General features: G+C 68.7%; 27 protein-coding genes and 1 pseudogene. 13 read left to right on the top strand and 15 right to left on the bottom strand.

The features are described 5' to 3' along the window. Positions 1-88 precede the first annotated feature (88 nt). The 3 genes from O1G22_RS21345 to O1G22_RS21335 form a co-directional block, all read right to left on the bottom strand. On the bottom strand, positions 89-814 hold the full coding sequence (locus tag O1G22_RS21345; RefSeq protein WP_333492485.1) for an IclR family transcriptional regulator: 726 nt from the start codon (positions 812-814) through the stop codon (positions 89-91). 438 nt (positions 815-1,252) lie between these two features. Continuing rightward, positions 1,253-1,465 (bottom strand): DUF5326 family protein, encoded by a 213-nt coding sequence (locus O1G22_RS21340; RefSeq protein WP_073887226.1) that lies wholly within the window; start codon positions 1,463-1,465, stop codon positions 1,253-1,255. A gap of 159 nt (positions 1,466-1,624) precedes the next feature. Next, entirely contained in the window at positions 1,625-1,942 is a 318-nt protein-coding gene (locus O1G22_RS21335; RefSeq protein WP_225099944.1) for a cupin domain-containing protein, read from the bottom strand. A 58-nt stretch (positions 1,943-2,000) separates the two neighbouring features. Here O1G22_RS21335 and O1G22_RS21330 point away from each other — a divergent pair, with 58 nt between their 5' ends. From O1G22_RS21330 to O1G22_RS21310, 5 genes are all read left to right on the top strand, one after another. Next, complete coding sequence (locus O1G22_RS21330; protein ID WP_270082800.1) at positions 2,001-2,378, top strand: phage holin family protein; 378 nt, start codon at positions 2,001-2,003, stop codon at positions 2,376-2,378. Between the two features lie 7 nt (positions 2,379-2,385). Next, complete coding sequence (locus tag O1G22_RS21325) at positions 2,386-2,877, top strand: low molecular weight protein-tyrosine-phosphatase (protein WP_270082799.1); 492 nt, start codon at positions 2,386-2,388, stop codon at positions 2,875-2,877. Next, positions 2,874-4,031: a cystathionine gamma-lyase gene (locus tag O1G22_RS21320; RefSeq protein ID WP_270082798.1), complete on the top strand. Its 1,158-nt coding sequence runs from the start codon at positions 2,874-2,876 to the stop codon at positions 4,029-4,031. Before O1G22_RS21325 ends, O1G22_RS21320 begins: the two co-directional genes overlap by 4 nt. A gap of 208 nt (positions 4,032-4,239) precedes the next feature. Further along, on the top strand, positions 4,240-5,145 hold the full coding sequence (locus tag O1G22_RS21315) for a LysR family transcriptional regulator (RefSeq protein ID WP_270082797.1): 906 nt from the start codon (positions 4,240-4,242) through the stop codon (positions 5,143-5,145). A gap of 86 nt (positions 5,146-5,231) precedes the next feature. Continuing rightward, a complete protein-coding gene (locus tag O1G22_RS21310; protein ID WP_225099949.1) occupies positions 5,232-5,714 on the top strand; it encodes an NUDIX domain-containing protein in 483 nt (160 codons plus the stop codon). Positions 5,715-5,719: 5 nt separating this feature from the next. On the opposite strand, the gene O1G22_RS21305 is transcribed toward O1G22_RS21310, so the two are convergent. Further along, complete coding sequence (locus tag O1G22_RS21305; protein ID WP_270082796.1) at positions 5,720-7,060, bottom strand: globin domain-containing protein; 1,341 nt, start codon at positions 7,058-7,060, stop codon at positions 5,720-5,722. A gap of 324 nt (positions 7,061-7,384) precedes the next feature. Beyond that, the gene (locus O1G22_RS21300; RefSeq protein WP_270082795.1) at positions 7,385-8,017 is read right to left on the bottom strand and encodes an HAD family hydrolase; all 633 of its coding nucleotides are present in this window, start codon (positions 8,015-8,017) and stop codon (positions 7,385-7,387) included. A gap of 149 nt (positions 8,018-8,166) precedes the next feature. Between O1G22_RS21300 and O1G22_RS21295 the strand changes: the two genes are divergently transcribed. Next, a complete protein-coding gene (locus O1G22_RS21295; protein ID WP_270082794.1) occupies positions 8,167-9,033 on the top strand; it encodes a GNAT family N-acetyltransferase in 867 nt (288 codons plus the stop codon). A gap of 104 nt (positions 9,034-9,137) precedes the next feature. Here O1G22_RS21295 and O1G22_RS21290 read toward each other — a convergent pair whose 3' ends face one another. Together O1G22_RS21290 and O1G22_RS21285 are read right to left on the bottom strand one after the other, a co-directional pair. Further along, the gene (locus O1G22_RS21290) at positions 9,138-9,557 is read right to left on the bottom strand and encodes a GlcG/HbpS family heme-binding protein (RefSeq protein WP_270082793.1); all 420 of its coding nucleotides are present in this window, start codon (positions 9,555-9,557) and stop codon (positions 9,138-9,140) included. An 85-nt stretch (positions 9,558-9,642) separates the two neighbouring features. Then, positions 9,643-10,851, bottom strand: coding sequence for an MFS transporter (locus O1G22_RS21285; RefSeq protein ID WP_270082792.1), 1,209 nt, complete (start codon positions 10,849-10,851; stop codon positions 9,643-9,645). 142 nt (positions 10,852-10,993) lie between these two features. Here O1G22_RS21285 and O1G22_RS21280 point away from each other — a divergent pair, with 142 nt between their 5' ends. Together O1G22_RS21280 and O1G22_RS21275 are read left to right on the top strand one after the other, a co-directional pair. Next, positions 10,994-11,452 carry a MarR family winged helix-turn-helix transcriptional regulator gene (locus O1G22_RS21280; RefSeq protein WP_270082791.1) on the top strand — a complete coding sequence of 153 codons (459 nt, stop codon included), beginning with the start codon at positions 10,994-10,996 and terminating at the stop codon, positions 11,450-11,452. 9 nt (positions 11,453-11,461) lie between these two features. Beyond that, complete coding sequence (locus O1G22_RS21275) at positions 11,462-11,914, top strand: GNAT family N-acetyltransferase (RefSeq protein WP_270082790.1); 453 nt, start codon at positions 11,462-11,464, stop codon at positions 11,912-11,914. A 65-nt stretch (positions 11,915-11,979) separates the two neighbouring features. On the opposite strand, the gene O1G22_RS21270 is transcribed toward O1G22_RS21275, so the two are convergent. Continuing rightward, complete coding sequence (locus tag O1G22_RS21270) at positions 11,980-13,365, bottom strand: serine hydrolase domain-containing protein (protein ID WP_270082789.1); 1,386 nt, start codon at positions 13,363-13,365, stop codon at positions 11,980-11,982. A 178-nt stretch (positions 13,366-13,543) separates the two neighbouring features. Here O1G22_RS21270 and O1G22_RS21265 point away from each other — a divergent pair. Beyond that, positions 13,544-14,009: pseudogene (locus tag O1G22_RS21265) on the top strand (dienelactone hydrolase family protein); the annotation flags it as partial. A gap of 84 nt (positions 14,010-14,093) precedes the next feature. On the opposite strand, the gene dnaB reads toward O1G22_RS21265, so the two are convergent. Continuing rightward, positions 14,094-15,572 carry a replicative DNA helicase gene (gene dnaB / locus O1G22_RS21260; protein ID WP_225099958.1) on the bottom strand — a complete coding sequence of 493 codons (1,479 nt, stop codon included), beginning with the start codon at positions 15,570-15,572 and terminating at the stop codon, positions 14,094-14,096. A gap of 481 nt (positions 15,573-16,053) precedes the next feature. Between dnaB and O1G22_RS21255 the strand changes: the two genes are divergently transcribed. Then, entirely contained in the window at positions 16,054-17,391 is a 1,338-nt protein-coding gene (locus O1G22_RS21255) for an MATE family efflux transporter (RefSeq protein ID WP_270082788.1), read from the top strand. Positions 17,392-17,530: 139 nt separating this feature from the next. Here O1G22_RS21255 and rplI read toward each other — a convergent pair whose 3' ends face one another. The 4 genes from rplI to rpsF all read right to left on the bottom strand — a co-directional run bounded on the left by rplI (position 17,531) and on the right by rpsF (position 19,224). After that, positions 17,531-17,977: a 50S ribosomal protein L9 gene (gene rplI, locus O1G22_RS21250; RefSeq protein WP_093722657.1), complete on the bottom strand. Its 447-nt coding sequence runs from the start codon at positions 17,975-17,977 to the stop codon at positions 17,531-17,533. Positions 17,978-17,995: 18 nt separating this feature from the next. Further along, positions 17,996-18,232: a 30S ribosomal protein S18 gene (rpsR, locus tag O1G22_RS21245; RefSeq protein ID WP_003949403.1), complete on the bottom strand. Its 237-nt coding sequence runs from the start codon at positions 18,230-18,232 to the stop codon at positions 17,996-17,998. A 41-nt stretch (positions 18,233-18,273) separates the two neighbouring features. Then, positions 18,274-18,855: a single-stranded DNA-binding protein gene (locus tag O1G22_RS21240; RefSeq protein WP_225099960.1), complete on the bottom strand. Its 582-nt coding sequence runs from the start codon at positions 18,853-18,855 to the stop codon at positions 18,274-18,276. Positions 18,856-18,933: 78 nt separating this feature from the next. Further along, on the bottom strand, positions 18,934-19,224 hold the full coding sequence (gene rpsF / locus O1G22_RS21235) for a 30S ribosomal protein S6 (RefSeq protein WP_005482942.1): 291 nt from the start codon (positions 19,222-19,224) through the stop codon (positions 18,934-18,936). Positions 19,225-19,496: 272 nt separating this feature from the next. Here rpsF and O1G22_RS21230 point away from each other — a divergent pair, with 272 nt between their 5' ends. The 3 genes from O1G22_RS21230 to O1G22_RS21220 all read left to right on the top strand — a co-directional run bounded on the left by O1G22_RS21230 (position 19,497) and on the right by O1G22_RS21220 (position 22,229). After that, entirely contained in the window at positions 19,497-19,814 is a 318-nt protein-coding gene (locus tag O1G22_RS21230) for a hypothetical protein (RefSeq protein WP_225099961.1), read from the top strand. Between the two features lie 178 nt (positions 19,815-19,992). Further along, positions 19,993-21,114 (top strand): peptidoglycan bridge formation glycyltransferase FemX, encoded by a 1,122-nt coding sequence (femX, locus tag O1G22_RS21225; RefSeq protein ID WP_225099962.1) that lies wholly within the window; start codon positions 19,993-19,995, stop codon positions 21,112-21,114. 83 nt (positions 21,115-21,197) lie between these two features. Next, positions 21,198-22,229 carry an alanine racemase gene (locus O1G22_RS21220; protein WP_270082787.1) on the top strand — a complete coding sequence of 344 codons (1,032 nt, stop codon included), beginning with the start codon at positions 21,198-21,200 and terminating at the stop codon, positions 22,227-22,229. Between the two features lie 113 nt (positions 22,230-22,342). Here the strand turns inward: O1G22_RS21220 and O1G22_RS21215 are convergent, their stop codons facing one another. Both O1G22_RS21215 and O1G22_RS21210 read right to left on the bottom strand, forming a co-directional pair. Next, positions 22,343-23,887, bottom strand: coding sequence for a glycosyltransferase family 87 protein (locus O1G22_RS21215; RefSeq protein ID WP_270082786.1), 1,545 nt, complete (start codon positions 23,885-23,887; stop codon positions 22,343-22,345). A 130-nt stretch (positions 23,888-24,017) separates the two neighbouring features. Next, entirely contained in the window at positions 24,018-26,297 is a 2,280-nt protein-coding gene (locus O1G22_RS21210; protein WP_270086483.1) for a transglycosylase domain-containing protein, read from the bottom strand. Between the last annotated feature and the right edge of the window lie 696 nt (positions 26,298-26,993).

Raw genomic sequence — 26,993 nt, 5'->3', positions numbered from 1 at the left:
TCATAGGACATCGACTGGCTGGGATTGATCCCTCTAAGCGTGGTCAAATCTTGCTGAACGTACACAGCAGATCACAAGGAGTAAGTTTTCAGATACTGATAGAGAGGGTGAGCGTGCCCAGATGCCGCCCGATCTCCGTCTGCAGCCGATGCGCCGCGGGCAGCAGCCGGTCGGCCTGGTGGAGCGGGAGCGACATGGCCATCGTGGCCACGGTGGTGCCCACGGTGATCGGGACCGCCGCGCAGACCGTCCCCAGCGCGTACTCCTGACGCTCCACCACCGGCTCCATGCGCCGCATCCGGGCCAGCCGCCGCAGCAGGGCGTCGTTGTCCCGGACTGTGTACGGCGTGATGGGCTGCACCGGATAGCGGGCGAGATGGTCGCGGCGGGCATCCTCGTCCAGCTGAGAGAGCAGGCACTGCCCGATGGCGTGCGCGTGGCCGGTCGCCCGGAAGTCGGCCCACTCCTCGACCGCGGGGGCCTCCGGACTGTCGGAGACGCACATGACCTCGATCTCGCCGTCCCGGTACATCGCGTAGTACACCGGCACACCGATGGAATCGCGCCAGTGCGCCAGCGTGTCCGCCACCGCGCTGCGACGTTTCTGCTGTGCTCCGCTGCTGCTCAGCCGCTCGGCCGCGTCACCGAGGAAGAACAGCCCTTTCTCACGGCGCAGATAGCCCTCGTGGACCAGGGTGCGCAGCAGGTGGTAGGCCGTCGGCAGGGCGAGGCCGGTCTCGCGGGCCAGCTGCTTGGCGGGGGCGCCGTAGACATGCGCGGCGACCGTCTCCAGCAGGCGCATGGCGCGCTGCACGGATCCGATGAGCGTCGCGGCGGCCGCCGGTTCGGGAGAGGTCACGGAGTGCGGCTGGACGAGCAGGGCCGGGGGGTGCGGCTGGCCGGAGACGTCCGCCGAGTGCGGTTGACCGGGCACGGCCACAGCCGTGGAAGGTGGGTGCCGCGGGGGAGGCGCGCAGGAGCGCGGCGCGGTGGGGGGTGCGTGGGATTCCGCCGGTGCGGTGTCAACCGTGGCCAAGGGTCACTCCGAAGCGCGATGGGCAGCCCGTGCCGGGGAAGAGCACGGAGGGGTCTGCGCCGCCCACGGGGCCGGACCCCGTGGGGAGTTCCGGACTTTAACCGCCCGCCACCGCGCGCAGACGGCCTCGCGGGGAAACTTCCCTCCCCCGAGGGAATAGGTCACCCCTGGCCGGGACCGGTGATCGCGTGGTTCGCTCACCAGTCCCGCGTTCCGTCACCAGTCGCTGCGCGACGAGGAGTTCGACATGAACTTGCGCACGATGTAGATCAGTCCGCCGACCAGTGCGACGAAGACCAGCGCCTTGAACAGCAGTCCGATGACGAACCCGACGACGGTCGCTATCAGACCGCCGAACACGACCAGGGCGATGACCGGCACCGCGACCCACTTCACCCACCACGGAAGTCCCGCGAAGATCTCTCGCATCGCCTTTTCCTTTTCGTCGTCGGAGTCGTCGTACGACTCGGGTTCTCGTACGTCCTTGATGTTCCGCATTCGATGCTAGAGCCGTGAGGGGGCCTCACGGGGGCCTTGCGCCCCTTGTCCTGCCCTGACCCTTCCCCTAGGGAACCCTGGGGTCCGGCCTCACGCCTCGGGCGGAGAGAAGACGACGAGAACCCTCAGATCCTCGCTGATGTGGTGGAACCTGTGAGCGACCCCGGCCGGCACGTACACGACACTGCCCCGTGCCACCTCGGTCGTCTCCGAGCCGACGGTGATCGACGCCCGGCCGCTCACCACGAAGTACACCTCGTCCTGATTGTGCGGCTTCTGCGGGTCGTGCTCGCCCGCGTTGAGCGCGTACAGCCCGACCGACATGTTCCGCTCCCGCAGGAACTGCAGGTAGGCCCCCTCGTTGGCGGCGCGCTCCGCCTCCAGTTCATCCAGCCGGAATGCCTTCATCGCGCTGTTGCCCTCGCCTCACTGCTCGGTTCCGATCCGGTCTGCCACGATCAGACACATGAAGAATTTCGTAGTCAAGACGATCGCCAACGCAGGCGCCGTCGCGGTCGCCGTATGGCTGCTCGACAAGATCACCCTGACCGGTACCAGCACGGCCAAGAAGGCCGGCACGCTGATCGTGGTCGCGCTGATCTTCGGCCTGGTCAACTCGCTGGTCAAGCCGATCGTGAAGGTGCTCACCTTCCCGCTGTTCATCCTCACGCTGGGCCTGATCACCCTGGTCGTGAACGCGCTGATGCTGCTGCTGACGTCGTGGGTGTGCGGCAAGCTCTCGCTGAGCTTCCACGTGGAGGGCTTCTGGACAGCCGTCCTCGGCGGTCTGATCGTCTCCGTCGTCTCCTGGGCGCTGCACATGATCCTTCCGGACGAGGACTGAACACGCCATGACCTACCGCGTCTGCTTCGTGTGCACCGGCAACATCTGCCGCTCCCCGATGGCCGAATCCGTCTTCCGCGCGCGCGTGGCGGAGGCGGGGCTGGAGGACCGGGTGGAGGTCGACAGCGCCGGGACCGGCGGCTGGCACGAGGGCGAGCCCGCCGACCCGCGTACCGTCTCGGTGCTTGAGGAGCACGGCTACGACAGCGAGCACGTCGCACGGCAGTTCCAGCCATCGTGGTTCGCCCGTCTCGACCTCGTCATCGCGCTCGACACCGGCCACCTCAAGGCCCTGCGCCGCCTCGCCCCCACCGAGGAGGACGCCCGCAAGATCCGCCTGATGCGCTCCTACGACCCTGCGGCGGACGACGACGTCGACGTACCGGATCCGTACTACGGCCACCGCGACGGCTTCGAGGAGTGCCTTGCGCTGGTGGAGGCGGCGAGCACCGGGCTGCTCGCCGCCGTACAGGAGCACCTGGAAGGGCGGGCCGCATGAGCGACGCCACTGGCGAGGCGCGGCAGTCCGGCGACGGCACGCGGGCGGTACGCGCGGGACTGCCCGAGCCGGTCAAGCACGAGCCGACCCTGCCCGGCCCGGTGTTCGCGGCGCACTTCCACCTGCCCGGCGAGGCGACGGGCCCGTATCTGTACGGCCGTGACGAGAACCCCACGTGGACACTGCTGGAGCGGGCCGTCGGCGAGCTGGAGGCGCCCGGGCGGAACGACGTCGAGACGCTGGTCTTCGCCTCCGGCATGGCCGCGATCTCGTCCGTGCTCTTCTCCCAGCTGCGCGCCGGGGACGCGGTCGTGCTGCCCTCCGACGGCTACCAGGTGCTGCCGCTGGTCCGCGCCCAGCTGGAGGCATACGGCATCGAGGTGCGCACGGCGCCCACCGGCGGGGATGGCCAGCTGGAGGTCCTCGACGGCGCCCGGCTGCTGTGGATCGAGTCCCCGTCGAACCCCGGGCTGGACGTGTGCGACATCCGGCGGCTGGTGGCGGCGTCCCACGCGCAGGGCACCCTGGTGGCCGTCGACAACACCCTCGCCACCCCGCTCGGGCAGCGCCCGCTGGAACTGGGCGCCGACTTCTCGGTGGCCAGCGGCACCAAGCAGCTCACTGGACACGGAGACATCCTTCTGGGCTACGTCGCGGGGCGGAACGCCGAGGCCATGGCCGCCGTACGCCGCTGGCGCAAGATCGTCGGGGCGATCTCCGGGCCCATGGAGGCCTGGCTCGCGCACCGCTCCATCGCCACGCTCCAGTTGCGCGTGGACCGGCAGAACGCCACCGCCCTCGCCGTCGCCGAGGCCCTGCGGCAGCGGCCCGAGGTGTCCGCTCTGCGCTACCCGGGGCTGCCCGACGACCCCGCGCACAAGACCGCCTCGCGACAGATGCGCCGCTACGGCTGCGTGGTCTCCTTCACGCTGCCCACGCGCGCGCGTGCCGAGCGTTTCCTCGAAGCCCTGCGGCTGGTGGAGGACGCGACCAGCTTCGGCGGTGTGCGCTCGACGGCCGAGCGGCGGCGCCGCTGGGGCGGGGACGACGTTCCGGAGGGCTTCATCCGGATGTCCGTCGGCGCCGAGGACCCAGAGGACCTGATCGCGGACGTGCTGCGCGCGCTGGACGAGTCGGCCGGGTCCGCCGGGTGAGACACCGCACCCGGTGACACGGCGACGGTCCGAGCCTCCCCCCTCGTGGCTCGGACCGTCTTCGGTTCTGCGCGCGAAGAACCGCGCGAACAAGGCTAGTTGACTCTGTGTCAGTGTCCAATCACGCTAGCGACAGCGACCTATCGACATATTTATAGTGGGGGCCTGCCTGGCGCCGCAGAAGGGCAGGGACAGGGGAGGGGAAACCGTGGATCTGGCCTTGCTGCGCACCTTCGTCACCGTGCACCGGGCCGGCTCCTTCACCCGCGCCGCGGCGCTGCTCGGTCTCTCCCAGCCCGCCGTGACCTCGCAGATCCGCACGCTGGAACGCCAGTTGGGCAAGCCGCTCTTCCTGCGGCAGGCGCGCGGAGTGACCCCGACGACCATCGGCGACGAACTCGCGCACAAGGCCGCACCCCACCTCGACGCTCTGGTGGAGATAGCCGAGAGCGGCCTGGACGACGACTCCTCGCTGAGAACCCTGCATCTCGCCGGGCCACCCGAGTTCACCGCCGAACGTGCCCTGCCCGCCCTCACGGAGCTGACCGGCGACGACGGCCAGGGATTCGCTCTGCGTGCCTCGTTCGGCACGGCCGAGGAGACGCTGGAGGGCCTGGCCGCCGGACACCATGATCTGGCCATCAGTACGGCCCGGCCGCGTGGTGCGCTGCTCACCGCGACTCCGCTCTGCGATGAGGAACACGTGCTGGTCGCCGCTCCTCGCTGGGTGGAGCGGATCGGCGCGGAGGAGCTCCGTCTGAAGGGCGCGCCGGCGCTGGAGGATCTGCCCTTGGTCGAGGTCCACGAGTCACTGCCCCTCGTCTCGCACTACTGGGCCTCCGTCTTCGACTCCCGCCCGGCCGCCTCGGGCACGATCGTCGTCCCGGATCTACGGGCCGTGCTCGCCTGCGCGATCGCCGGTGCCGGACTGGCGGTGCTGCCCCGCTATCTGTGCGCCCCGGCCCTCGCCCAGGGCACGATCGTGACACTGCACGACCCGGCTGTACCGCCCCTGCGCACGTACTTCCTGGTGGTGCGCACGGGCACCCTCGCCATGTCCCATGTGGCACGGGCCCATGAGTGGCTTCTGCGGGCGGCCGCGTCCTGGGGCTGACCTGCCCGCCAGGGGTTCACGCAGCGCGGTCACACGATGGCGTATTGCGATGTTTCACGTGGAACCATCGGGGCCACATTTCTCCCATGACCGTCCGACCCGTGGTCAAGCGCACCGCCCGTGCCGTTCTCCTGGACGGTGACGACCTGATCCTGATCAAGCGCACCAAGCCCGGTGTCGATCCCTACTGGGTCACTCCCGGTGGCGGAGTCGAGCCCCGGGATTCGACCGTCGTGGACGCCCTGCATCGCGAGGTGTACGAGGAACTCGGCGCCAAGATCACCGATGTCGTGCCCTGCTTCGTGGACACGGTGGAGCACATCGGCGAGGACGGCGGCGCGACCGGCGTGAAAGTGCAGCACTTCTTCGTCTGCCGCCTGGAATCCATGGATCCGTCCCTGCGGCACGGCCCCGAGGTGGACGAGCCCGCCGGTGAGTACGAGATCGTCCGCGTCCCCTTCACCCGCGTCGGCATCGCCTCCGTCCACCTCGTCCCGCTGTCGCTGCGCCACTACCTGGACGGCAACATCGAGGGCGTACGGGCCATGCACGCTCCCGACCTCGGATAGCGCGGTCAGTCCCCGACGACGAGCAGTTCCTCCACGGAGTCGTGCCGTATGCGGCTCGACGGAATGCCGCTGTCCCGCAGCGCGTCGACACCACTGCGGATCATTCCGGGCGGGCCCGAGAGATAGGCGTCGTACTCGCTCCAGGGGCCGTACTCCCTTATGGCGTCGGGGAGCTGGAGATGGGCCAGTTGGTCGATGATCGCCCGGACCGCGAGCCACGGGTGGCTCTGCTGGAGCCTGAGCAGGCTGTCGATTTCGTACAGGTCGTGGTCGGTACGGGCGCCGTAGAAGACCTCGACCGGGCGGCGTGCCCCTCGCTCGGCGACATCCTCGACCAAGGCCTTGATGGGTGCTATGCCGGTGCCGCCGCCCAGACAGAGCAGTCCGCTGTCGGTCGTGTGGTCCACGGTCATCGAGCCGACCGGCGGGCCGAGGCGTATGACGTCTCCGGGCCGGGCGCGATGCACCAGGGCGTTGGAGACCCAGCCGGCCGGCACGGCCTTCACATGGAAGGTCAGCAGACCGTCCGAGCGGGGCGCCGAGGCGAAGGAGTAGTGCCGCCACACCCGCGGCCACCAGGGAGTCTCTACGCTCGTGTACTGGCCCGCCAGAAAGGGGTAGGGCTGGTTCGGGCGGACGGTGAGGATCGCGACCTCGGGAGTCCTGAGGTCGTGCGTGACGATCTCGGCGTGCCACCAGGGCGGGGAACGCAGTTCGTCTGCCGCGGCCGCGTCGATCATGACCTGGGAGATCGTCGTGTACGCCCGCACCCAGGCGGCCTCGGTCTCGGGGCTCCAGGTGCCGGTGGCGTACCTGCTCAACGCGCCGATCAGGCATTCCCCCACGGCGGGGTAGTGCTCTGCGCGTGTCCCGTACTTGCGGTGGCCGCGGCCGAGGTTCTGCAGGTAGTCGACGAGAACCGCCGTGTTGTCCAGGTGCTCGGCCGCCGTCAGCAGTGCCTTCAGCAGACGGTCCCGCTGGGTGTCCATCGCGGCCGGGAAGAGGCTGCGCAGGTCGGGGTGGCGGACGAAGAGCAGCGCGTAGAAGTAGGAGGTGACCTTGTCGGCGATCGGGCCTATCTCGGCCATCGTGCGACGGATGAGGATGGCGTCCGGGGACCCTTCCTCGACGGCCGGCGCCGACCGCTGCACCGGTACACGCTGAGCGTCCCTCGGCGGCGGGGCGGGAGCGTCGACCGGCCGCCGGGCGAATGCGTTTCCGCCGGTGCCGCCGGGCGTCTCCTGATCGCCGTCCGGCGGCGGGGTCGATGACACCTTGCGCGGCGTGAACCAGCCGCCACCGCCCGGCGTGCCGTTCTCCCCCGACGTGGTGGTCGGAGCGTCCATGGTGTGCCCTCGCCTCGAACGTCTTTCGGTCGGTCTGCGCACCTCCCTGGGAAGATGCATGCTTTCCCCCGGCGGGCGGCCAGCCGTAGCACTCACCGCGCAGCGTCCCATCCCAGTGGGATGCCGCGGTCGCGTACCCGGAAACGCCTGTGTTCGATCTCCGCGTCCCGTTAGGCTGCATACCCTGCTCTCGGCCCGCACGGAATGCACGCACTCCGTCCCGGACGTGAACCGGAGTCGACCCTACCGGCCGACGCCGTGCACACAAGTCCCCCCTGCCTTCCTCACGAATCGGGCAAGGAGACGAACTGTGACGTCCGTCAACTAGCGGGCGCCTACAACCAATTCATAGGCTTCCCACAGATCCCGTCCCGTGTAGGAGTGGGTCGCGAGTCCGGCCAGGTGGGCGTCCGCGTTGACCGCTACGGAAATCGGTACGACAGCAAACAGATCCTTGTCCGACGACGAATCGCCGTACGCCACGCAGTCCGCCCGCGCCACGCCGAACTCCGCGCACAGCCGGTCCGCGATGGTCACCTTGGTCGCCGAGCTGAGCACCCCGGCCGGGTCGACCGGCTCGGTGAACGGCACGGCGGGGAATCTCGATCCGTGGGCCGCGTGAGCGCCCCAGTCGAGCAGACGCTCCACGAAGAAGGACGGCGAGAGGGACACCACAGCGCAATACTCGCCCGCGCTTCTGATCTCCGCCCAGACCTCGCGGATCCGGGCCAGCCAGGGCGCCGCTTCGAACGCGGCACGGACATGCTCCTCGGTCAGGTCACCCCACAGGTCGTACACCTGCGCCGCGTACTCCGGCGGCCCGATCCGCCCCGCCGCGATCGCCCGGTCCAACGCCACGGTCTCGGCCTCCCGCCCCAACTGGCGGGAAATCTCCACCGGGGCAGTGGTGCCATGCAGCAACGTGCCATCGAGATCGAAGAGATGAAGTCTCGCCATGGCCCGAGGCTAACCGGCCGCCGATGTTTCACGTGAAACACTCCGAGGCTGTCCACAGGCTGTGCATGGCCCACATCATGGCCAAAAGCACGTACGTCTCCCCCGAAACGGCTGGACGCCAGGGGTGCCCGTCGGCCAGCCTGACCTGCGTGCCGACTCCTTCCCTCGCCGCTCTGCCCATCCGCCGTCTGACGCTTCGCGATCTCACCGCCTGCGCCGACTTGTCCGAGGACCGGGGGTGGCCACGCGAGGAACACAAGTGGAGCTTCCTCCTCACGGCCGGAAAGGGCTTCGGCATCGACGACCCACAGGGCGGTCTCGTCGCCGCATGTGTCGTCACGGAGTACGGCACATGGGGCCGTCCGGACCTCGGCGCGATCGGCATGGTCCTGGTCGCCGAACGCCATGCCCGTCAGGGCGTGGGGCGCCGCTTGATGCGTCACGTCGTGTCGAGCATGGAGCCCACTCCGCTGACTCTGCACGCCACGCCGTACGGCCGTCCCCTGTACGAGGAACTGGGCTTCAAGGTGACCGGCCGGGCGGAGATGCTGACGGGCCACTTCACCCCTGGCGGGCCGGAATCCGGCGTGCTCACCCGCGCCGCCACCGCGGAGGACCTCCCCTCGATCCTGCGTCTGGACGAGGAGGTGTTCGGCACCGACCGCACCCCTCTCATCACCCGGCTGCCGGCTTTCGCCGACCAGCTGCGGGTGGCCGAGGAGGACGGCCGGATCATCGGCTACACGGCCGCATGGCCGAACATGGACACCCATGTCGTCGGCCCACTGATCGCCCGGGACACGGAGACCGCCAAGGCCCTCATCGCCTCGCTGGCGGCCCATACGGACCGCCCGCTGCGCACCGACATCGACGTACGTCATGAGGAACTGCTGGCCTGGGCGAAGGCACGAGGGCTGGCCTCCGTGGCGTTCAACTCCGTGATGACGTACGGCATCCCCGATCTTCCGGGGGACTGGACCCGGCGGTTCGCCCCGCTGACGGTGGCGGCGGGCTGAGGTTCCCCCGCCGAAGTAAGCCGAAGTAAGCCGGACGCCGGCCCCGCCGCCGATGTGGCGGGGCCGGCGTCCGTCCATCCGGGACAGAGCCTGCGGCCATGTGATCAGGCGAGCGCCCGCACAGCCGCCGTGGCAAAGCCGTGGTCCTGCTCTGGCGCACCGCCGCCTACGCCGATGGCGCCGATCAGCCGGCCGTCCCGCTGCACCGGCACACCCCCGGCGATGAACAGCAGGGGACGGTCGAGGGCCGTGGGCAGGGTGTGGAAGAGGCCGCCCGGCTGGACGGCGTCGCCCAGGTCGGCGGTGGGCGTGTTCAGCTGAAGCGCGGTGTAGGCCTTACGGGTGCTGGTCTCGCCGGAGATCAGCACGGCCCGGTCGTCCCGGCGGAAGGCGAGCAGATGGCCACCGGCGTCCAGGACGGAGACGCTGACGGTCACTCCGGCCTCCTCGGCCGCGCGGCGGGCCGTGGCGACCAGCAGTTCGGCGTCCTCGATGGACAGCGGGGCGACAGCGGTGGTGCTCATGGAGCGATTCTCCTTGGGTGTTGCGAAGGTCACTGGCGTGGTGGGGACTTGAGGCTGGGATCGCTGAGGCCGTGGTCCGAGGCGCTCAGTGGTGGACCGGGGCCTGCTGCCCCGCGGGCGTCCCGGAGGCGATCACTGTGCTCCGTGTGCCGTCGCGGCGCTCCATGGCCGAGGACAGGACGGCGAGGACCAGGGCGGCCGCGGCAAGAGCGGCACCGACCCAGTTGGGGGCCGTGTAGCCGTAACCGGCCCCGATCACGAGGCCGCCGAGCCAGGCGGACAGAGCGTTGCCCAGGTTGAAGGCGCCGATGTTCACGGCCGACGCGAGCGTCGGTGCGCCGTGTGCCTGGTCGAGGACGCGCTTCTGCAGCGGCGGGACCGTGGCGAACCCGAGGGCGCCGATCAGGGCGATGGTCACCGCCGCCGCGATCTTGTTGTGAGCGGTGAGTGTGAAAAGGGCCAGGACGACCGCCAGGGCGCCCAGGGAGACGTACAGCATCGGCATCAGGGCGCGGTCGGCGAACTTCCCGCCGACGAGGTTGCCACCGACCATGCCGAGGCCGAACAGGACCAGCAGCCAGGTCACCGAGCCGTCGGCGAAGCCCGTGATGTGGGTCATCATCGGCGCGATGTAGGTGATGGCCGCGAAGACACCGCCGAAGCCGAGGACGGTCATCGCCATGGCGAGCAGGACCTGGGCGTTCTTGAAGGCGGCCAGTTCATGCCGCAGGTGCACACCCTCCGCCTTCGGCAGCTCGGGCACCAGCTTCGCGATGCCGGCCAGGCCGACGACCCCGAGCGCGGCGACGATGCCGAAGGTGACGCGCCAGCCGACGTGCTGGCCGACGAGCGTGCCCAGCGGAACGCCGACGACATTGGCGACGGTCAGGCCGGTGAACATCATGGCGATGGCGCCTGCCTTCTTCTGGGGCGCCACCAGCTCGGCCGCGACGACCGAACCGATGCCGAAGAAGGCACCGTGGGCGAGTGAGGCGATCACGCGCCCGATCAGCATGACCGCGAAGGCCGGCGCCACCGCCGAAAGCAGGTTTCCGGCGATGAAGAGGCCCATGAGCAGCATCAGCATCCGCTTGCGGGCGACCTTGGTGCCGAGCACGGTCATCAGCGGGGCGCCGGCGACCACGCCGAGCGCGTAGCCGGTCACGAGCAGGCCCGCCGTGGGGATGGAGACCCCGAAGTCGCCCGCGACCTCGGGCAGGAGTCCCATGATCACGAACTCGGTCGTTCCGATTCCGAAGGCCCCGATCGCGAGGGCCAGAAGCGCGAGAGGCATGAGGGGTGAACCTTCCCAACGATTGCAGGAGCGCTTTGCGTGCGTCCACAATAGTTGCAGACGCGGGCTAAAGGCAATCACGGGCTATTGCGATGCTGCTCTATCCTTGAGGCCAGCCGCTCCGGGACGGAGGAAAACGCCAATGACAGCGACGGACCCCGCACTCACTGCTCTCGCCCAGGGCTGGTGCGCCCTCTCTGCGCTGCACGGAAGGATCGAGGCGCACATCGAGCGCGCCCTGCAGACGAAGCACGATCTGAGCGTGCGCGAGTACTCCCTGCTGGACGTGCTGAGCCGACAGCACGACGGCGAGGGCGGCCATCTGCAGATGAAGCAGGTCGCCGACGCGGTCGTACTCAGCCAGAGCGCCACCACCCGTCTGGTGACCCGGCTGGAGGACCGCGGTCTGCTGGAGCGCTACCTGTGCCCCACCGACCGGCGTGGCATCTACACCAACGTCACCGAGGTGGGCCTGCGCCTGCTGGAAGAGGCCCGGCCCACCAACGACGCCGCCCTGCGCGAGGCCCTGGACGACGCCTCCAGAAACCCCGAACTGGCCCCGCTGGTCAGGGTTGTAGAGACACTCAACGTGCCCGCATAGGGTGCGGGCATGGGAGATCTTGAGATACGCCACGCGACCGCCGACGACCTTCCGGCGATCGTCGCGATGCTCGCCGACGATCCGCTCGGTGCACAGCGCGAGTCACCCCACGACCTGACCCCGTACCGGGCCGCGCTGGAGCGCCTGGCGGCCGATTCGAACCAGCACCTGGTCGTCGCAGCACGCGAAGACCGCGTGATCGGCACCCTCCAGCTCACGATCATCCCCGGCCTCTCCCACAAGGGGGCGACCCGCGCGCTCATCGAGGCTGTGCGCATCCACGCCGACGAGCGGGGCAGCGGGCTGGGCAGCCTGCTGATCCAGTGGGCGATCGACACGTCCCGGCAGCTCGGGTGTGTGATGGTGCAGCTGACGTCCGACAAGACGCGCACCGACGCCCACCGCTTCTACGCAAGGCTGGGCTTCAACGCCTCCCACGAGGGCTTCAAGCTGAAGCTCTGAGGGCAGCGACGACGGAAGCAGGCTGGGGTGTGTTTCACGTGAAACACACCCCAGCCGTCTCGGACCTAGCCGATACCCCGCCACCCGTCGGGGTCCACTCCGCCGGGTACCGGCGCCTCCGTGTCGTAGGGCTGCCGCGTGAACACGAACGACCCGAGGTCGAGGTGGCTCACGGTCCCGTCCGGGCGCTGTACGGGCCGCAGCAGTTCGCCGGCGTAGTAACCCTCCAGGCCCGTCCAGGTGCCGTCACCGTTCGAACGGAAGCGGGCTCGCCGGCCGTTGCCGGTCAGCGGGCCCAGGGCGAGCAGGCCGTCGGCAGTCACCCGCAGGCCGTAGGCATGGGTCCCCCAGTACCACTGCCCCGCAAGCTCCAGAACCGCCGGGGCAACCTCGCGCAGCGGCCGCCAGGGCTCGGGGATCCGCGGTTCCGCCTCGGCCACGATACGGACAAGGTCGGCGCCCACCACTCCCACCAGCGGCCCGCTCGTACAGTTCGCGAGCACCACCGCGGCCACGTCGTCCTCCACGCTGATGACAAGGTTCGCAAGGAAGCCCGGGAGTGAGCCGGAGTGGCCGACGAGGAGCCGGCCGTCGCGGCGCTGGAGCTGCATGCCGAGGCCGTACGAGACCCCGTCCAGCACGTCCGCCGCCTCGGCGGGCGCCACCGGGGTCCGCATCTCGCGAACCGACTCCGCGCTCAGGACACGGTCGTCCCCCGCTGCCAGAAACGCGGCGAACCGCGCGAGGTCCCCTGTGGTCGACCACAGCTGCCCGGCGGGCGCCATCAGGCCCAGGTCCTCCAGCGGCTCGGGCAGCAGCGCGTCCGCCCAGGGGTGCACGGCCCAGCCGCCCGCATGCGGGGACTGCGGCTGTGCGCTCGTACGGTGCAGCGCGAGCGGTCCGAGGATCTCGCTGCGCAGCACCTCCTCCCAGGGGGCGCCGCGCAGCTTCTCCACCAGTGCGCCCAGCACGGTGTAACCGGGGTTGGAGTAGTGGTGCCGGCGGCCGACAGGATGCAGCAGGGGGCGCTCGCCGAGCACATCGTTCAGCTCGGGGCGCAGGGAGCCGGGGGTCCTCTCCCACCAGGGTGCGGGCGACTCGGCGGCCAACCCGGCCGTGTGCGCAAGCAGTTCGGCGATCGTCGCCTCGCCGGCCCCGGTGTCCGGCAGATGCTTCTCCAGCGGATCGCCCAGATCGAGCAGGCCCTCGTCCCGCAGCCGCATCACCAACACGGCGGTGAACGTCTTGGTGATGGACCCGATCCGGTACTGCACAGTCTCGTCCGGACCATGCCCGTCCACCGACGTCCGCGCCCCGTGCCACACCGCTCGTCCGCCCCGTACAACGGCCGCGACCAGCGACGGCGCTCTCCCCTCGGTCTGCGCGACAGCGATGCGGTGCAGCAGAGCACGTCGGGTGGCAGGGAGCAGGTCTTCCTGAGATGTCGTCATGGGCCCAGTCCATCCGGTCGGACCTGCGGGCGTCGAATCCATTACCCGTCTTCCCTCTCCCCGACCACCGCATCCGGCCCACGAACACGCCCTCCAATACGAGGCCGTACCGCACGCTGCTCTGCCGACGGTGAAGACCGGCCCCGCCCGGGCTCGCCCATCACGACGGTCCAGTCTCATGGCGACGGTCACCACGCGTACGGTCGAATACCCGGCCGACGGCCTGACGATGATCTGGCACCTCACGCTCCCCGCCGGTGCCGACCGCCGGCCCGCAGTCCTGGTCGGGCCCGAGGGGCTGGGGCTCAGCGCCATCGAGCGCCGCCAAGCCGATGCCCTGGCCGAACGGGGATACGTGGCGCCGGGCTTCGACTCCACGGCGGGCGCTACTGGGGCGACCCTGAGCAGATGCCGGCCCGTTGCAGCGGCGCGGGCCCGCAGCGCCTGAGCCCCGGTGGTGGGTGCAGGAGCGGCGGGCCGACCGGGCGAGGCGGCGCGCATCCCTCGCCCCGTGTGGGCCGGGGTCGGTTCCGAGGACTCGATCATGCCCGCTGCGCCCCGGCGTCGGCTATCACCCGCAGCACGCGCAGCGAGCCTGGCGCGACATCGTCGACCTGCTCGTCGAGTGCGTGCCCGTGACGGATGTGAGCAGAGCATCAGGACTGCCATCGGCATGCCACGACAGCGGAGAAGATGACACGGAGCCTGAGCACCTACGTGCCCCAGGATCAGGTCTGGGCCATGTCCACGAAGCGGGAGTAGTGGCCCTGGAAGGCGACCGTGATCGTGGCCGTCGGGCCGTTTCGGTGCTTGGCCACGATCAGGTCGGCCTCGCCCGCGCGCGGGGACTCCTTCTCGTAGGCGTCCTCGCGGTGCAGCAGGATGACCATGTCGGCGTCCTGCTCGATGGAGCCGGACTCACGCAGGTCGGAGACCATCGGCTTCTTGTCGGTGCGCTGCTCCGGACCACGGTTCAGCTGGGACAGCGCGATGACCGGGATCTCCAGCTCCTTGGCGAGCAACTTGAGGTTACGGGACATGTCCGAGACCTCCTGCTGACGGCTCTCGGCGCGCTTGGAACCGCCGGACTGCATCAGCTGGAGGTAGTCGATGACGACCAGCTTCAGGTCGTTGCGCTGCTTCAGGCGCCGGCACTTGGCGCGGATCTCCATCATCGACAGGTTCGGGGAGTCGTCGATGTAGAGGGGTGCCGCCGAGACGTCCGGCATGCGCCGGGCCAGGCGCGTCCAGTCCTCGTCGGTCATCGTGCCGGACCGCATGTGGTGCAGCGCGACGCGGGCCTCGGCGGACAGCAGACGCATCGCGATCTCGTTGCGGCCCATTTCGAGCGAAAAGATGACGCTGGGCAGGTTGTGCTTGATCGAGGCGGCCCGCGCGAAGTCCAGCGCGAGCGTCGACTTACCCATGGCGGGACGGGCCGCGATGACGATCATCTGGCCCGGATGCAGGCCGTTCGTCAGCGAGTCGAAGTCAGTGAACCCGGTCGGCACACCGGTCATCTCGCCGCTCCGCGAGCCGATCGCCTCGATCTCGTCGAGAGCGCCCTCCATGATGTCGCCGAGCGGCAGATAGTCCTCGCTGGTGCGCTGCTCGGTGACGGCATAGATCTCGGCCTGGGCGCGGTTGACGATCTCATCGACGTCGTCGTCGGCCGCGTATCCCATCTGCGTGATACGAGTGCCGGCCTCGACCAGGCGGCGCAGGACGGCACGCTCGTGAACGATCTCCGCGTAGTACTCGGCGTTCGCCGCCGTCGGCACCGTCTGGACCAGGGTGTGCAGGTACGACGCGCCGCCGACCTTGTTGATCTCGCCACGCTTGGTGAGTTCGGCAGCGATGGTGATCGGGTCGGCCGGCTCACCCTTGGCGTAGACGTCCAGGATCGCCTGGTAGATCGTCTCGTGCGCGGGCTTGTAGAAGTCGTGGCCCTTGAGGATCTCAACGACGTCGGCGATGGCGTCCTTGGACAGCAGCATGCCGCCCAGCACCGACTGCTCGGCGTCCAGGTCCTGCGGCGGCACCCGCTCGAAGGAGGATCCGCCGCCGTCCCAGTCGCCGTTCTCCCGGCCCCGGTCGTGCTGTTCGCCACGACCCCGGCCGCCGTCGCCGCGCCGACGGGAGGCGGGCAGACGATCACTGGGTCCGCTGTCGGCCCACGGATCGTCCAAGGGCTCGGAAATGCTCACCGAGCCACCTCCTCCCGTCCGCACGGCGGACCTCGCCGTGCCCTCTGTTGTACGGCACGACACTGACAAATGAGAGGCCCACCTCCGGTTCGGACGCGTCGGATTTATGACGCTTCCAAGGCCGCGGAAAGGACACTCCCCGGGCCGAGGAAAGGAGCGGGCGCCGGTCCACGGTAGGCCCGTCGGCACCGTCAGCCAATCTGGTTATCCACAGGCCATGTGGACGACGGCCCCGATGCTGTGGAGAACTCACCGAAACCTGTGCACGACCCGGTGGACAGCCTTGTGAACAAGCCCTCCATCCCACCCGGCAGGCGACTCTGACCTGCACATTTACCGTCCACCGGCTGTGCAGAAGAAAAACTTCCCCGGTCGGACCAAGATCGCTTCGAACGCCACACGAAGGGACACGCTCCGCGAGGGCAAGTAAGGGACAGTCGCCATTTGCAGCACTTACCTGTGGACGATTAGATTAGTGCTCATGACACAGGCTCCCGCGATACCCAGGGCCACCCGCCGGCGGCACGACCGAGAGATCGTCGCGCTGGCCGTCCCGGCCTTCGGCGCACTCGTCGCCGAGCCTCTCTTCGTCATGGCCGACAGTGCGATCGTCGGCCATCTCGGTACCGCTCAGCTCGCCGGTCTCGCCGTCGCCTCCGCCCTCCTCACCACCGCTGTGAGCGTCTTCGTCTTCCTCGCCTACGCGACCACGGCCGCCGTGGCCCGGCGGGTCGGCGCGGGAGATCTACGGGCGGCCATCCGCCAAGGCATGGACGGCATCTGGCTGGCGCTCCTGCTCGGCACCGGCGTCATTGCGGTGGTCCTTCCCCTGGCCCCCGGCATCGTGGACCTTCTCGGCGCCTCCACGACTGCGGCTCCGTACGCCACGACGTATCTGCGCATCTCCTCGCTGGGCATCCCGGCCATGCTCATCGTCCTTGCCGCCACGGGAGTGCTCCGCGGACTGCAGGACACCAGGACCCCGCTGTACGTCGCCATCGCGGGCTTCGTCGCCAACGGGGCCCTGAACGCGGGGCTCGTCTACGGCGCCGGCCTCGGCATCGCCGGTTCGGCCTGGGGAACCGTCATCGCCCAGCTCGGCATGGCGGTCGTCTATCTGACCGTCGTCGTCCGCGGGGCTCGCCGGCACGGCACCTCCCTGCGCCCGGACTCCGCCGGGATCCGGGCCTCGGCCCAGGCAGGCGTTCCCCTCCTGGTCCGCACCCTGTCCCTCCGGGCGATCCTCATGATCGCCACGGCGGTCGCGGCACATCTGGGTGACGCCGAGATCGCCGCGCATCAGATCGTCCTGTCCCTGTGGAGTCTGCTGGCCTTCGCCCTCGACGCGATAGCGATCGCTGGGCAGGCGATCATCGGCCGCTATCTCGGCGCGGACGACCCCCAGGGTGCACGTGAGGCGTGCCGCCGCATGGTGCAGTGGGGCATCGCCACCGGTGTCGTACTGGGTCTGCTCGTGGTGTCCGCCCGCCCGCTCTTCCTTCCGCTGTTCACCAGCGACTCCGTGGTCAAGGACACGGCGCTGCCTGCACTGCTGATGGTGGCGCTGTCGCAGCCCGTCTGCGGGATCGTCTTCGTCCTGGACGGGGTCCTGATGGGTGCGGGCGACGGGCCGTATCTGGCCGGAGCCATGGTCGTCACCCTGGCCGTGTTCGCCCCGGTGGCCCTGCTGGTGCCTACGCTCGGTGGCGGACTCACGGCGCTGTGGGCGGCGATGACGCTCATGATGACGATCCGCATGCTGACCCTGTGGCTGCGGGCCCGCTCGGGCCGCTGGATCGTCACAGGCGCGACCCGCTGAACAGAACAGCGGGGCCACATCACTGCGGTTTCACGTGAAACATCCCGCATCTGCGCGCCGTAATTCCGACACCGCATGCGAAGAGGGGCCGCCCCACAAAGGGCGGCCCCTCTCTCAGCTGTTCAAGCCGAGCGCAGCGTTACGCCGCGACGACCTCGATGTTGACCTTGGCGGCAACCTCGGGGTGCAGACGCACGGACGTCTCGTGGGCGCCCAGGGTCTTGATCGGAGCGGTCAGCTCGATGCGGCGCTTGTCGACCTCGGGGCCACCGGAAGCCTTGATCGCGGACGCGATGTCGGCCGGGGTGACGGAACCGAAGAGACGGCCGGAGTCGCCGGAGCGGACGGCCAGGCGGACCTTGACGCCCTCAAGCTGGGCCTTGACCTGGTTGGCCTGCTCGATCGTCTGGATCTCGTGGATCTTGCGGGCGCGGCGGATCTGCTCGACGTCCTTCTCGCCACCCTTGGTCCAACGGATCGCGAAGTTCCGCGGGATCAGGTAGTTGCGAGCGTAACCGTCCTTGACGTCGACGACGTCGCCCGCGGCACCGAGGCCGGAGACCTCGTGGGTGAGGATGATCTTCATGAGTCGGTCACCCTTCCCTTAGCGCGCGGTGGACGTGTAGGGCAGCAGCGCCATCTCACGGCTGTTCTTCACGGCCGTGGCGACGTCACGCTGGTGCTGCGTGCAGTTGCCGGTCACGCGGCGGGCACGGATCTTGCCGCGGTCGGAAATGAACTTCCGCAGCATGTTCGTGTCCTTGTAGTCCACGTACGTGACCTTGTCCTTGCAGAAAGCGCAGACCTTCTTCTTCGGCTTGCGCACAGGCGGCTTCGCCATGATGTTTCTCCTGTGTGATCAAGAAGTGTGGATGCGAGCCCTTAGAAGGGGGGCTCGTCCGAGTAGCCGCCACCGCCGCCGGAGCCGCCGCCCCAGCCGCCGCCACCCTGGTTGCCACCGGCGGGAGCGCCGGTCGCCCACGGGTCGTCGGCCGGAGCGCCGCCGCCCTGCTGGCCGCCACCGGGGCCACCGCCCCAGCCGCCGCCACCCTGGCCGCCACCGCCGCCGTAACCGCCCTGGCCGCCGCGACCGCCACCGGCGGCGGTCTTGGTGACCTTGGCCGTGGCGTTGCGCAGGCTGGGGCCGACTTCCTCGACGTCCAGCTCGTAGACCGTGCGCTTGACGCCGTCACGGTCCTCGTAGGACCGCTGCTTCAGCCGGCCCTGCACGATCACGCGCATGCCTCGCTGGAGCGACTCGGCGACGTTCTCCGCCGCCTGCCGCCAGACCGAGCAGGTCAGGAAGAGGCTCTCGCCGTCCTTCCACTCGTTCGTCTGGCGGTCGAAGGTGCGGGGAGTGGACGCGACGCGGAACTTCGCGACCGCCGCACCGGACGGGGTGAAGCGCAGCTCGGGGTCGTCGACAAGATTGCCGATGACCGTGATGACGGTCTCGCCTGCCATGGGGGAACCTCTCGGCGGGTTTGCTGCTCTGGCTGCTTGCTTGCTACTCGAATCCCGAGATCAGCTGAGCGGAAGGGCTCAGTGGGTCTCGGGGCGGAGGACCTTGGTCCGGAGGACCGACTCGTTCAGGTTCATCTGGCGGTCGAGCTCCTTGACGACCGCAGGCTCGGCCTGCAGGTCGATGACCGAGTAGATGCCCTCGGGCTTCTTCTTGATCTCGTACGAGAGACGACGACGGCCCCAGGTGTCGACCTTCTCCACCTTGCCGTTGCCCTCACGGACGACGGAGAGGAAGTTCTCGATCAGGGGGGCGACAGCGCGCTCCTCCAGATCGGGGTCGAGGATGACCATCACCTCGTAGTGACGCATGTGGAACCCACCTCCTTTGGACTCAGCGGCCACGGTCGTTCCGTGGCAGGAGGGTTGTGATGCGTACGCAACGGTATCGGCCACCACCGACAATCGGGGGCCGTCGCGGGCTCCCGCAGGGTGACCTGGGCAGGGGTGAGCAGACACCGGTGCAGACGGTACAGACTACCCGCACACCCGCTTCCGGTTGAAATCCGGCGGGGAAGGCCGTCACTCTGTACACGTCGGGTGTGTACGGCGCTACTATGCGCCGCCTTCCGCAGGAGGTGCCCATGGCACAGGCAATGCATCCCACCGTCGCCGGTTCCCTCTTCGCCACGGACGGCAAGACCCGTCCGCTGCAGGACGCGCTGATGGCGATCACGCTCGTCCTCGGCCTGCTGTCCTTCATCACGTCCTTCTTCCACGGTCTCCACCTGCTGACCTCGTGGACGGGCCTGGTGGGACTGGGCGTCGGCATCTACGGACAGTGGATCTCGGTGACGACACGCGAGCGCTTCGGTCTGATCCTGGGGCTCGGCGCCGCGGGGGTCGGTTTCCTGATCGGCATGGCACACGGCGGACTTTTCGGCGGACTCATCGGCAGCTGAGCGACGAACGGCGCCCGTCGGACGCCGTTTCGAACCCCCCGGACCGTCCCGGTCGCCCATCCGGCCGGGATTAAGGCCCGTATGCCCAGTCGGGGCGCGCGCACGGCGCAGTAGGCTTCGGCGCGAGAGCCGGAGCCCCTGTACCCATGGGGACACACCAGCCCGAGGAGCGCCCCGAATGAGCCTGACCCTGAGGACCATCAGCCGCGAGCAGCATCTGGCCTACATCCAGAGCCTGCCGGCGGCGAGCCACATGCAGGTCCCGGCCTGGGCCGACGTCAAGGCGGAGTGGCGCTCGGAGAACCTCGGCTGGTTCGACGAGCGCACCGGCGAAATGGTCGGCGCGGGCCTGGTCCTCTACCGCCAGCTGCCCAAGATCAAGCGCTACCTCGCCTACCTCCCCGAGGGTCCGGTCATCAACTGGTTCGCGCCAAATCTGGACGACTGGATCCAGCCGATGCTGGCGCACCTGAAGCAGCAGGGCGCGTTCTCGGTGAAGATGGGCCCGCCGGTGATCATCCGCCGCTGGAGCGCGGAGACCATCAAGAAGGGCATCCAGGACCAGGACGTCAAGCGGCTGCGTGACATGGAGGCCGACTTCATCGAGCCGCGCGCCTTCGAGGTGGCCGACAAGCTGCGCCGTATGGGCTGGCAGCAGGGCGAGGACGGCGGCGCCGGCTTCGGCGACGTGCAGCCTCGCTATGTCTTCCAGGTGCCGCTGGCGAACCGCTCCCTGGAAGAGGTCCACAAGAACTTCAACCAGCTGTGGCGCCGCAACATCAAGAAGGCCGAGAAGGCCGGTGTCGAGGTCGTCCAGGGCGGCTACCAGGACCTGGCCGAGTGGCAGCGGCTGTACGAGATCACGGCTGTGCGTGACCACTTCCGACCGCGCCCGTTGTCGTACTTCCAGCGCATGTGGACGGCCCTCAACACCGAGGACCCCAACCGGATGCGGCTGTACTTCGCCCGGCACAACGGCGTGAACCTGTCCGCCGCGACGATGCTGATCGTCGGCGGGCACGTCTGGTACTCCTACGGCGCCTCGGACAACATCGGCCGTGAGGTCCGGCCCTCCAACGCGATGCAGTGGACGATGCTGCGCGACGCCTACGCGCTCGGTGCCACCGTCTACGACCTGCGTGGCATCTCCGACTCGCTGGACGAGACGGACCACCTGTTCGGCCTGATCCAGTTCAAGGTCGGCACGGGCGGCCAGGCCGCCGAGTACCTCGGCGAGTGGGACTTCCCGCTGAACAAGCTGCTCCACAAGGCGCTCGACATCTACATGTCGCGCCGTTGAGCCGTGGGCGTTTGATTCCATAGCCTTCACAGCTCTGACACCCCCGCTGCACCGCAGTCACGAGAAAGGTCCCGGGTCCGGCCATGGCGCTCACGCTCTACGTCGACACCGCGCGCTGGCGTGCGCACCACAAGCACGTGCAGGAGCAGTTCCCGGGACTCGTCCCGGTCTGCAAGGGCAACGGCTACGGCTTCGGGCACGAGCGCCTGTCGGAGGAGGCCACGCGGCTGGGCGCGGACCTGCTCGCTGTCGGCACGACCTACGAGGCCGCGCGCATCAAGGACTTCTTCAGCGGTGACCTGCTGGTGCTGACGCCGTACCGGCGCGGTGAGGAGCCCGTACCGCTGCCCGACCGGGTGGTGCGCTCGGTGTCGTCGGTGGACGGCGTGTACGGCCTCGTCGGCGCCCGTGTCGTCATCGAGGTGATGTCCTCGATGAAGCGGCACGGCATCAGCGAGCAGGACCTGCCCCAGCTGCACCAGGCCATAGAGAACGTCCGGCTGGAAGGATTCGCCATCCATCTGCCGCTGGACCGCACCGACGGCTCGGACGCCGTCGAGGAGGTCATCGGCTGGATGGACCGGCTGCGCGCGGCCCGGCTGCCGCTGCACACGATGTTCGTCAGCCATCTCAAGGCGGACGATCTCATCCGGCTCCAGCAGCAGTTCCCGCAGACCCGGTTCCGCGCCCGCATCGGCACGCGGCTGTGGCTGGGGGACCACGAGGCCACCGAGTACCGCGGTGCCGTCCTGGACGTCACGCGCGTGGCGAAGGGCGACCGGTTCGGCTACCGGCAGCAGAAGGCGGCCTCGGACGGCTACCTGGTGGTCGTGGCGGGCGGAACGTCGCACGGGGTGGGCCTGGAGGCCCCGAAGGCCCTGCACGGCGTCATGCCGCGTGCCAAGGGCGTCGCACGGGCCGGCCTCGCCACGGTCAACCGGAACCTTTCTCCGTTCGTCTGGGGCGGCAAGCAGCGCTGGTTCGCCGAGCCGCCGCACATGCAGGTGTCGATCCTCTTCGTGCCCTCGGACGCCCCGGAGCCGAAGGTCGGCGACGAGCTGGTGGCCCATCTGCGGCACACCACGACCCAGTTCGACCGCATCGTGGACCGCTGAGCCCGGTCCAGGACGCCCACGCCCCTTTCAGAGGGAGCGTCAAGACAGCGAGAAGGCCGTACCCGGATGCTCCGGGTACGGCCTTCTTCATGGGCTCCTGAAAGGCCGTTCGCTCAGAGCGAACGGTCCTCGGGAGAGGGCGGCAGCGGCCTGCCCCAGTCCACCTGTGGCCCCTCGAAGTGGGCGGCGTGGCGCGGCTGGTAGGCCGCCGCACCGAGCACGAAGACGTCCTCCGCTCCGTCGAGCACCCCGCCCGAGGGGTCGTCGTCGCCGGAGCGGCGCACCACGTCCCGCTCCGGCATGAGGATGTCGCGTACGACGACGGCGCACAGGTACAGCGTGCCCGCCAGGTGCAGCACAATCGCCCAGTGGTAGCCCTGCGTCGGCAGCCCCTTGTGGGCGTCCCCGCTGGTCGTGTACGCGAGGTACATCCAGATACCCAGGAAGTACGCCACCTCGCACGCCTGCCAGATCAGGAAGTCGCGCCACTTGGGCCGGGCGAGGACCGCGAGCGGCACCAGCCACAGGACGTACTGCGGGGAGTAGACCTTGTTGGTGACGATGAAGGCCGCCACCACCAGGAAGGCCAGCTGTGCGAAGCGCGGCCGGCGCGGGGCGGTGAACGTCAGCGCGGCGATGCCGAGGCAGCACAGCAGGACCAGCACTGTGGCGGCGGTGTTCACGAAGCCGGTGGAGGGCGGGTTGGTGGTGTTCTGCGCCCAGATCAGCCAGAAGGAGCCGAAGTCGACGCCCCGTTCCTGGCTGAACGTGTAGAACTTCGCCCAGCCGTGGAAGGCGAACAGCATCACCGGCAGGTTCACCACGACCCAGGCGATCACTGTGCTGAGCGTGGCCTGGACGAACTCCCGCCACTTGCCGGCCCGCCAGCACAGCACGAACAGGGGGCCGAGCAGGAAGACGGGGTAGAGCTTGGCGGCCGTGGCCAGGCCCAGGAGGACACCGAAGGCCACGGGGCGGCACCGGGACCACATCAGCATGGCGGCGGCCGTGAGCGCCACCGCCAGCAGGTCCCAGTTGACGGTCGCGGTCAGCAGCAAAGCCGGCGACAGGGCGACGAGGAGGCCGTCCCAGGGACGCCGGCGCTGGGTGCGGGCCACGCAGACGGCGATGACGACCGCGCACACCAGCAGCATTCCGGCGTTGACGAACCAGTACCACTGCTCCTGGTGCTGGATGGTGCCGCTGTGCGGGGTCAGCCAGGAGGCCACCTCCATGAACACACCGGTCAGTACCGGGTATTCGAGGTACCCCATGCCACCGGACATGTCGTCCGGAAGCCTGTCGAAGTACGGCACGAGGTGATCGGCGAACCCACGCCCCTGGTAAAGGTGCGGGATGTCCGAATAGCAGGCCTTCGTGTACTGGGAGCTCGCGCCGAAGAACCAGGCGCTGTTGTAGCAGGGCGCCTTCTGGACCATGCCGAGGGCGAACATGCCGATCGCCACGAGCACGACGACCCGTACGGGTGTCCACCAGGACATACCGAGCAGGGCACGCCGTCCGATGGGGCCGCCGATCAGCTCACTGCCGGCCGCGGCGATCTTGTCCTCCCTGGTCGGCTGCACCGGTTCTGCCGCGGCGGGCCGCACGGGCTCGGGCTCGTGCACGCTCGCGGGCGTCATCTCTGCACTGGGCATGGGGCACATCCTGCCGTACGTGCCTAAGAAAATGCCGAGGGCCGCCACACCCCGTGGGGTGCGGCGGCCCTTGTTTCACGTGAAACACCCGCAGTGGGCTAAAGGGACGCCAACCGGGCGGGCTCAGCTGCTAACCGCCGGTCTGGCCCGCGAAGATACCTCCGTTGCCGTTGCCTCGGGTGCCGCCGCTGCCGGTCGTGTCCGTCGCAGTGGGCGTCGGAGAGGTTCCTCCGGTGGTGCCACCCGTATTCGTGCCACCGTTGGTGTTGCCGCCGTTGCCGTTGCAGGGGTTGCCCCAGTTCCACTGGCAGGTGTCACTCGCCGACGGTGAGGGGGACGGGGACGCCGCACTGGGCGACGGGCTCGGCGACGCGCTCTGCGTCGGGCTCTGGGTGATGCTCGGGGTCGGGGTCGGGGTCGGAGCGCCCGCCTCGTCCTGGACCTTGCCGATGTCCGTGGCCTGCGGGAAGCCCTGGTCGTTGGCGTTCTTCAGCGCGGCCTTCATGTACTCGGTCCACACCGACGTCGGGATGTCACCACCGTGGATCGACGCCACGCCGGCCGTGCCGTTCATGGACAGCAGCTCATGGTCCTTCGGGTTCTCACGGAACATCGCCACCGAGGTGGACAGCTGCTGGGTGTAGCCGACGAACCAGGCCGACTTGTTGCTGTCGGTGGTACCGGTCTTGCCCGCCGCCGTACGGCCCAGGGCCTTGGCGTTCTCACCCGTACCGTTCTGGATCACGTTCTGCAGGACGTCCGTGACGTTGTTCGCCACGTTCTCGTCCATCGCCGGGGTGACCTTCGGCTTGGTGAAGCCCTGCACTTCCTGACCGTCCTTCTTCACGGAGGTCACCGAATACGGGTCCGCGTGCTGGCCGGAGGCGGCGAACGTCGCGTACGCGTCGGCCATACGGATCGCGCTCGGGGTCGAGGTGCCGATGGCGAAGGACGGGTTGAGCGTCGAGAAGCTGTCACCGAGGATTCCGGACGCCTTGGCGACGTCCCGGACCTTCGTCAGTCCCACATCCACACCGAGCTGCACGAACGGCGTGTTGATGGACTGCTCCATCGCCTTGCGGAGGGTGATGTACCCCCACTTGTATTTGCTCTCGTTGTTCTGATAGAAGGGCGAATTGTCCTTATTGAGGTAGTACGATCCATCGGGCTTGAACACCTTGAGGTGGTCGTCGCCGTTGTACTTGCTCAGCGGGGAAAGGCCCTCCGGCTCTGTCTTGTAGGTCCCGTACTGCATGGCCGCAGCGAGGACGAACGGCTTCCACGTCGAACCGACCGGGACACCGGCGGTGTCGGCGTTGTTCGTGAAGTGGCCGTTCTCGTAGCCGTCACCGCCGTAGAGAGCGACGATCGCGCCGTCCTTGGGAACCACCGACGCCGCGCCGAACTGGACGTACTTGTCCAGGTCACGGTGTTTCGGGTCGAGGCGGTCCTTCTGGACCTTCTTCACGGCCGCGGCCAGCGCGTTGACCTTGTCCTTCTGGAAGGTCGTCCTGATCTGGTAGCCGCCCTGGTCGAACTGCGTCTCGGTGATGTCCGAGTGCGCGAGGACGTACTTCTTCGCCGTGTCCACCAGGTAGCTGATCTGGCCCGTCATGCCCTTGGTCGCCTTCCGGCCCTCGGGCATGGGGTACTGCTTGATGGCCTCCTGGTACTGGGCGTCCGTGAGGTGGTGGTCGTTGTGCATCTGCTGGAGGATCCACCCCCAGCGGTCCTGCGAACGCTTCGTGTTGGCCTGCTGGGTCGCCGACTTGTCGAAGTCCGGATTGCCGGCCGGATCGAAGTACGTCGGGCCCTTGAGCAGCGCCGCGAGCACCGCGCACTCGCTCGGCGTGAGGTCCTTCGCGTCCTTGCCGTAGTACGTCTGCGCCGCCGCCTGAATGCCGTAGGCACCCCGGCCGAAGTAGGAGGTGTTCAGGTAGCCCTGCAGGATCTGCTGCTTCTTGAGCTTCGTCCCCACCTTGATGGAGATGAACATCTCCTTGAACTTACGGGTGACGGTCTGTTCCTGGCTGAGGTACGTGTTCTTCACGAACTGCTGGGTGATCGTCGAACCGCCCTGAGTCTGACCGCCCCGCGCCATGTTGACCACGGCACGCAGAAGCCCCTGGGGGTCGACACCCGAGTCCTGGTAGAAGCTCTTGTTCTCGGCCGAGATCACGGCCCACTGCATCGCCGCGGGGATCTGGTCGATGCCGATGTTCTGCCGGTTGACGCCGGTGCCCGTGGCCACCATCTGTGTGCCGTCGGACCAGTAATAGACGTTGTTCTGCGACTTGGCCGCGTCGTTCTCGTTGGGGATCGAGACCATCGCGTAACCGATGCCCGCCACCGCCACCAGGCTTCCGATGAAGCCGATGAACATGCCTGTCACGAGCTTCCAGGACGGCATCCAGCGACGCCAGCCGTACTTCCCGTACCGGGGATAGTCGATGAATCTCTTCTTGCCGGGTGCGGTCGTCGCGCGGCCCCTGCCGCGCCCGGGGCCGCCGGGACCGCCCGGACCGCCACGCCGGGCCCCTGAGCCCATGTTGTCGCCGCCCCTGCGGCGGCCGCCTCTCTGCGCCGCCCGGCGGGCCTCGGCACGGCTGCCGTAGGGACGCTCCTCACCTCCCGGAGCACTGTCCGACCCATAGGAACTGGACCCATAGGAGTCGGAAGAAGATCCGGTGGCGCCACGCGGCGCCGCACGGCGGCCGGAGGACGAGCCGGACTGGCCACGTCGGGCCGCGGCACGTCCGCCTCCCTGCGGCTGCGGCGGTTTGCGACGGTGCTCGCTCATCGAACGATTACTCCTCGGGCAGGCGCACCCGTGCGCGCCTGGAACGGCGGCTGGTTTCCGGTCCCCCCGGAGTACGGATGTGGTCGGTCCTGCATTCACCCGTACTGCACCGGGGACGATGACGCTCCCCAGACGTCACTCGGTTCCCGGCGATGTGCATGCCGCACAGACTACGCATCGCCAAAACCCGCCGAGCCCCGAAGTTCACCCCAAAACAGGCAACTTGCATCGTATGAATCGGTGATGTGATCCCGTTCACCGTCGTCCCTCTTGTCGCCTGCGGAAGGCCGTTCTATCGTCGTGATG

This window comes from Streptomyces camelliae (assembly GCF_027625935.1).
Classification (GTDB): domain Bacteria; phylum Actinomycetota; class Actinomycetes; order Streptomycetales; family Streptomycetaceae; genus Streptomyces; species Streptomyces camelliae.
This window is presented reverse-complemented; position numbering and strand designations above follow the sequence as displayed.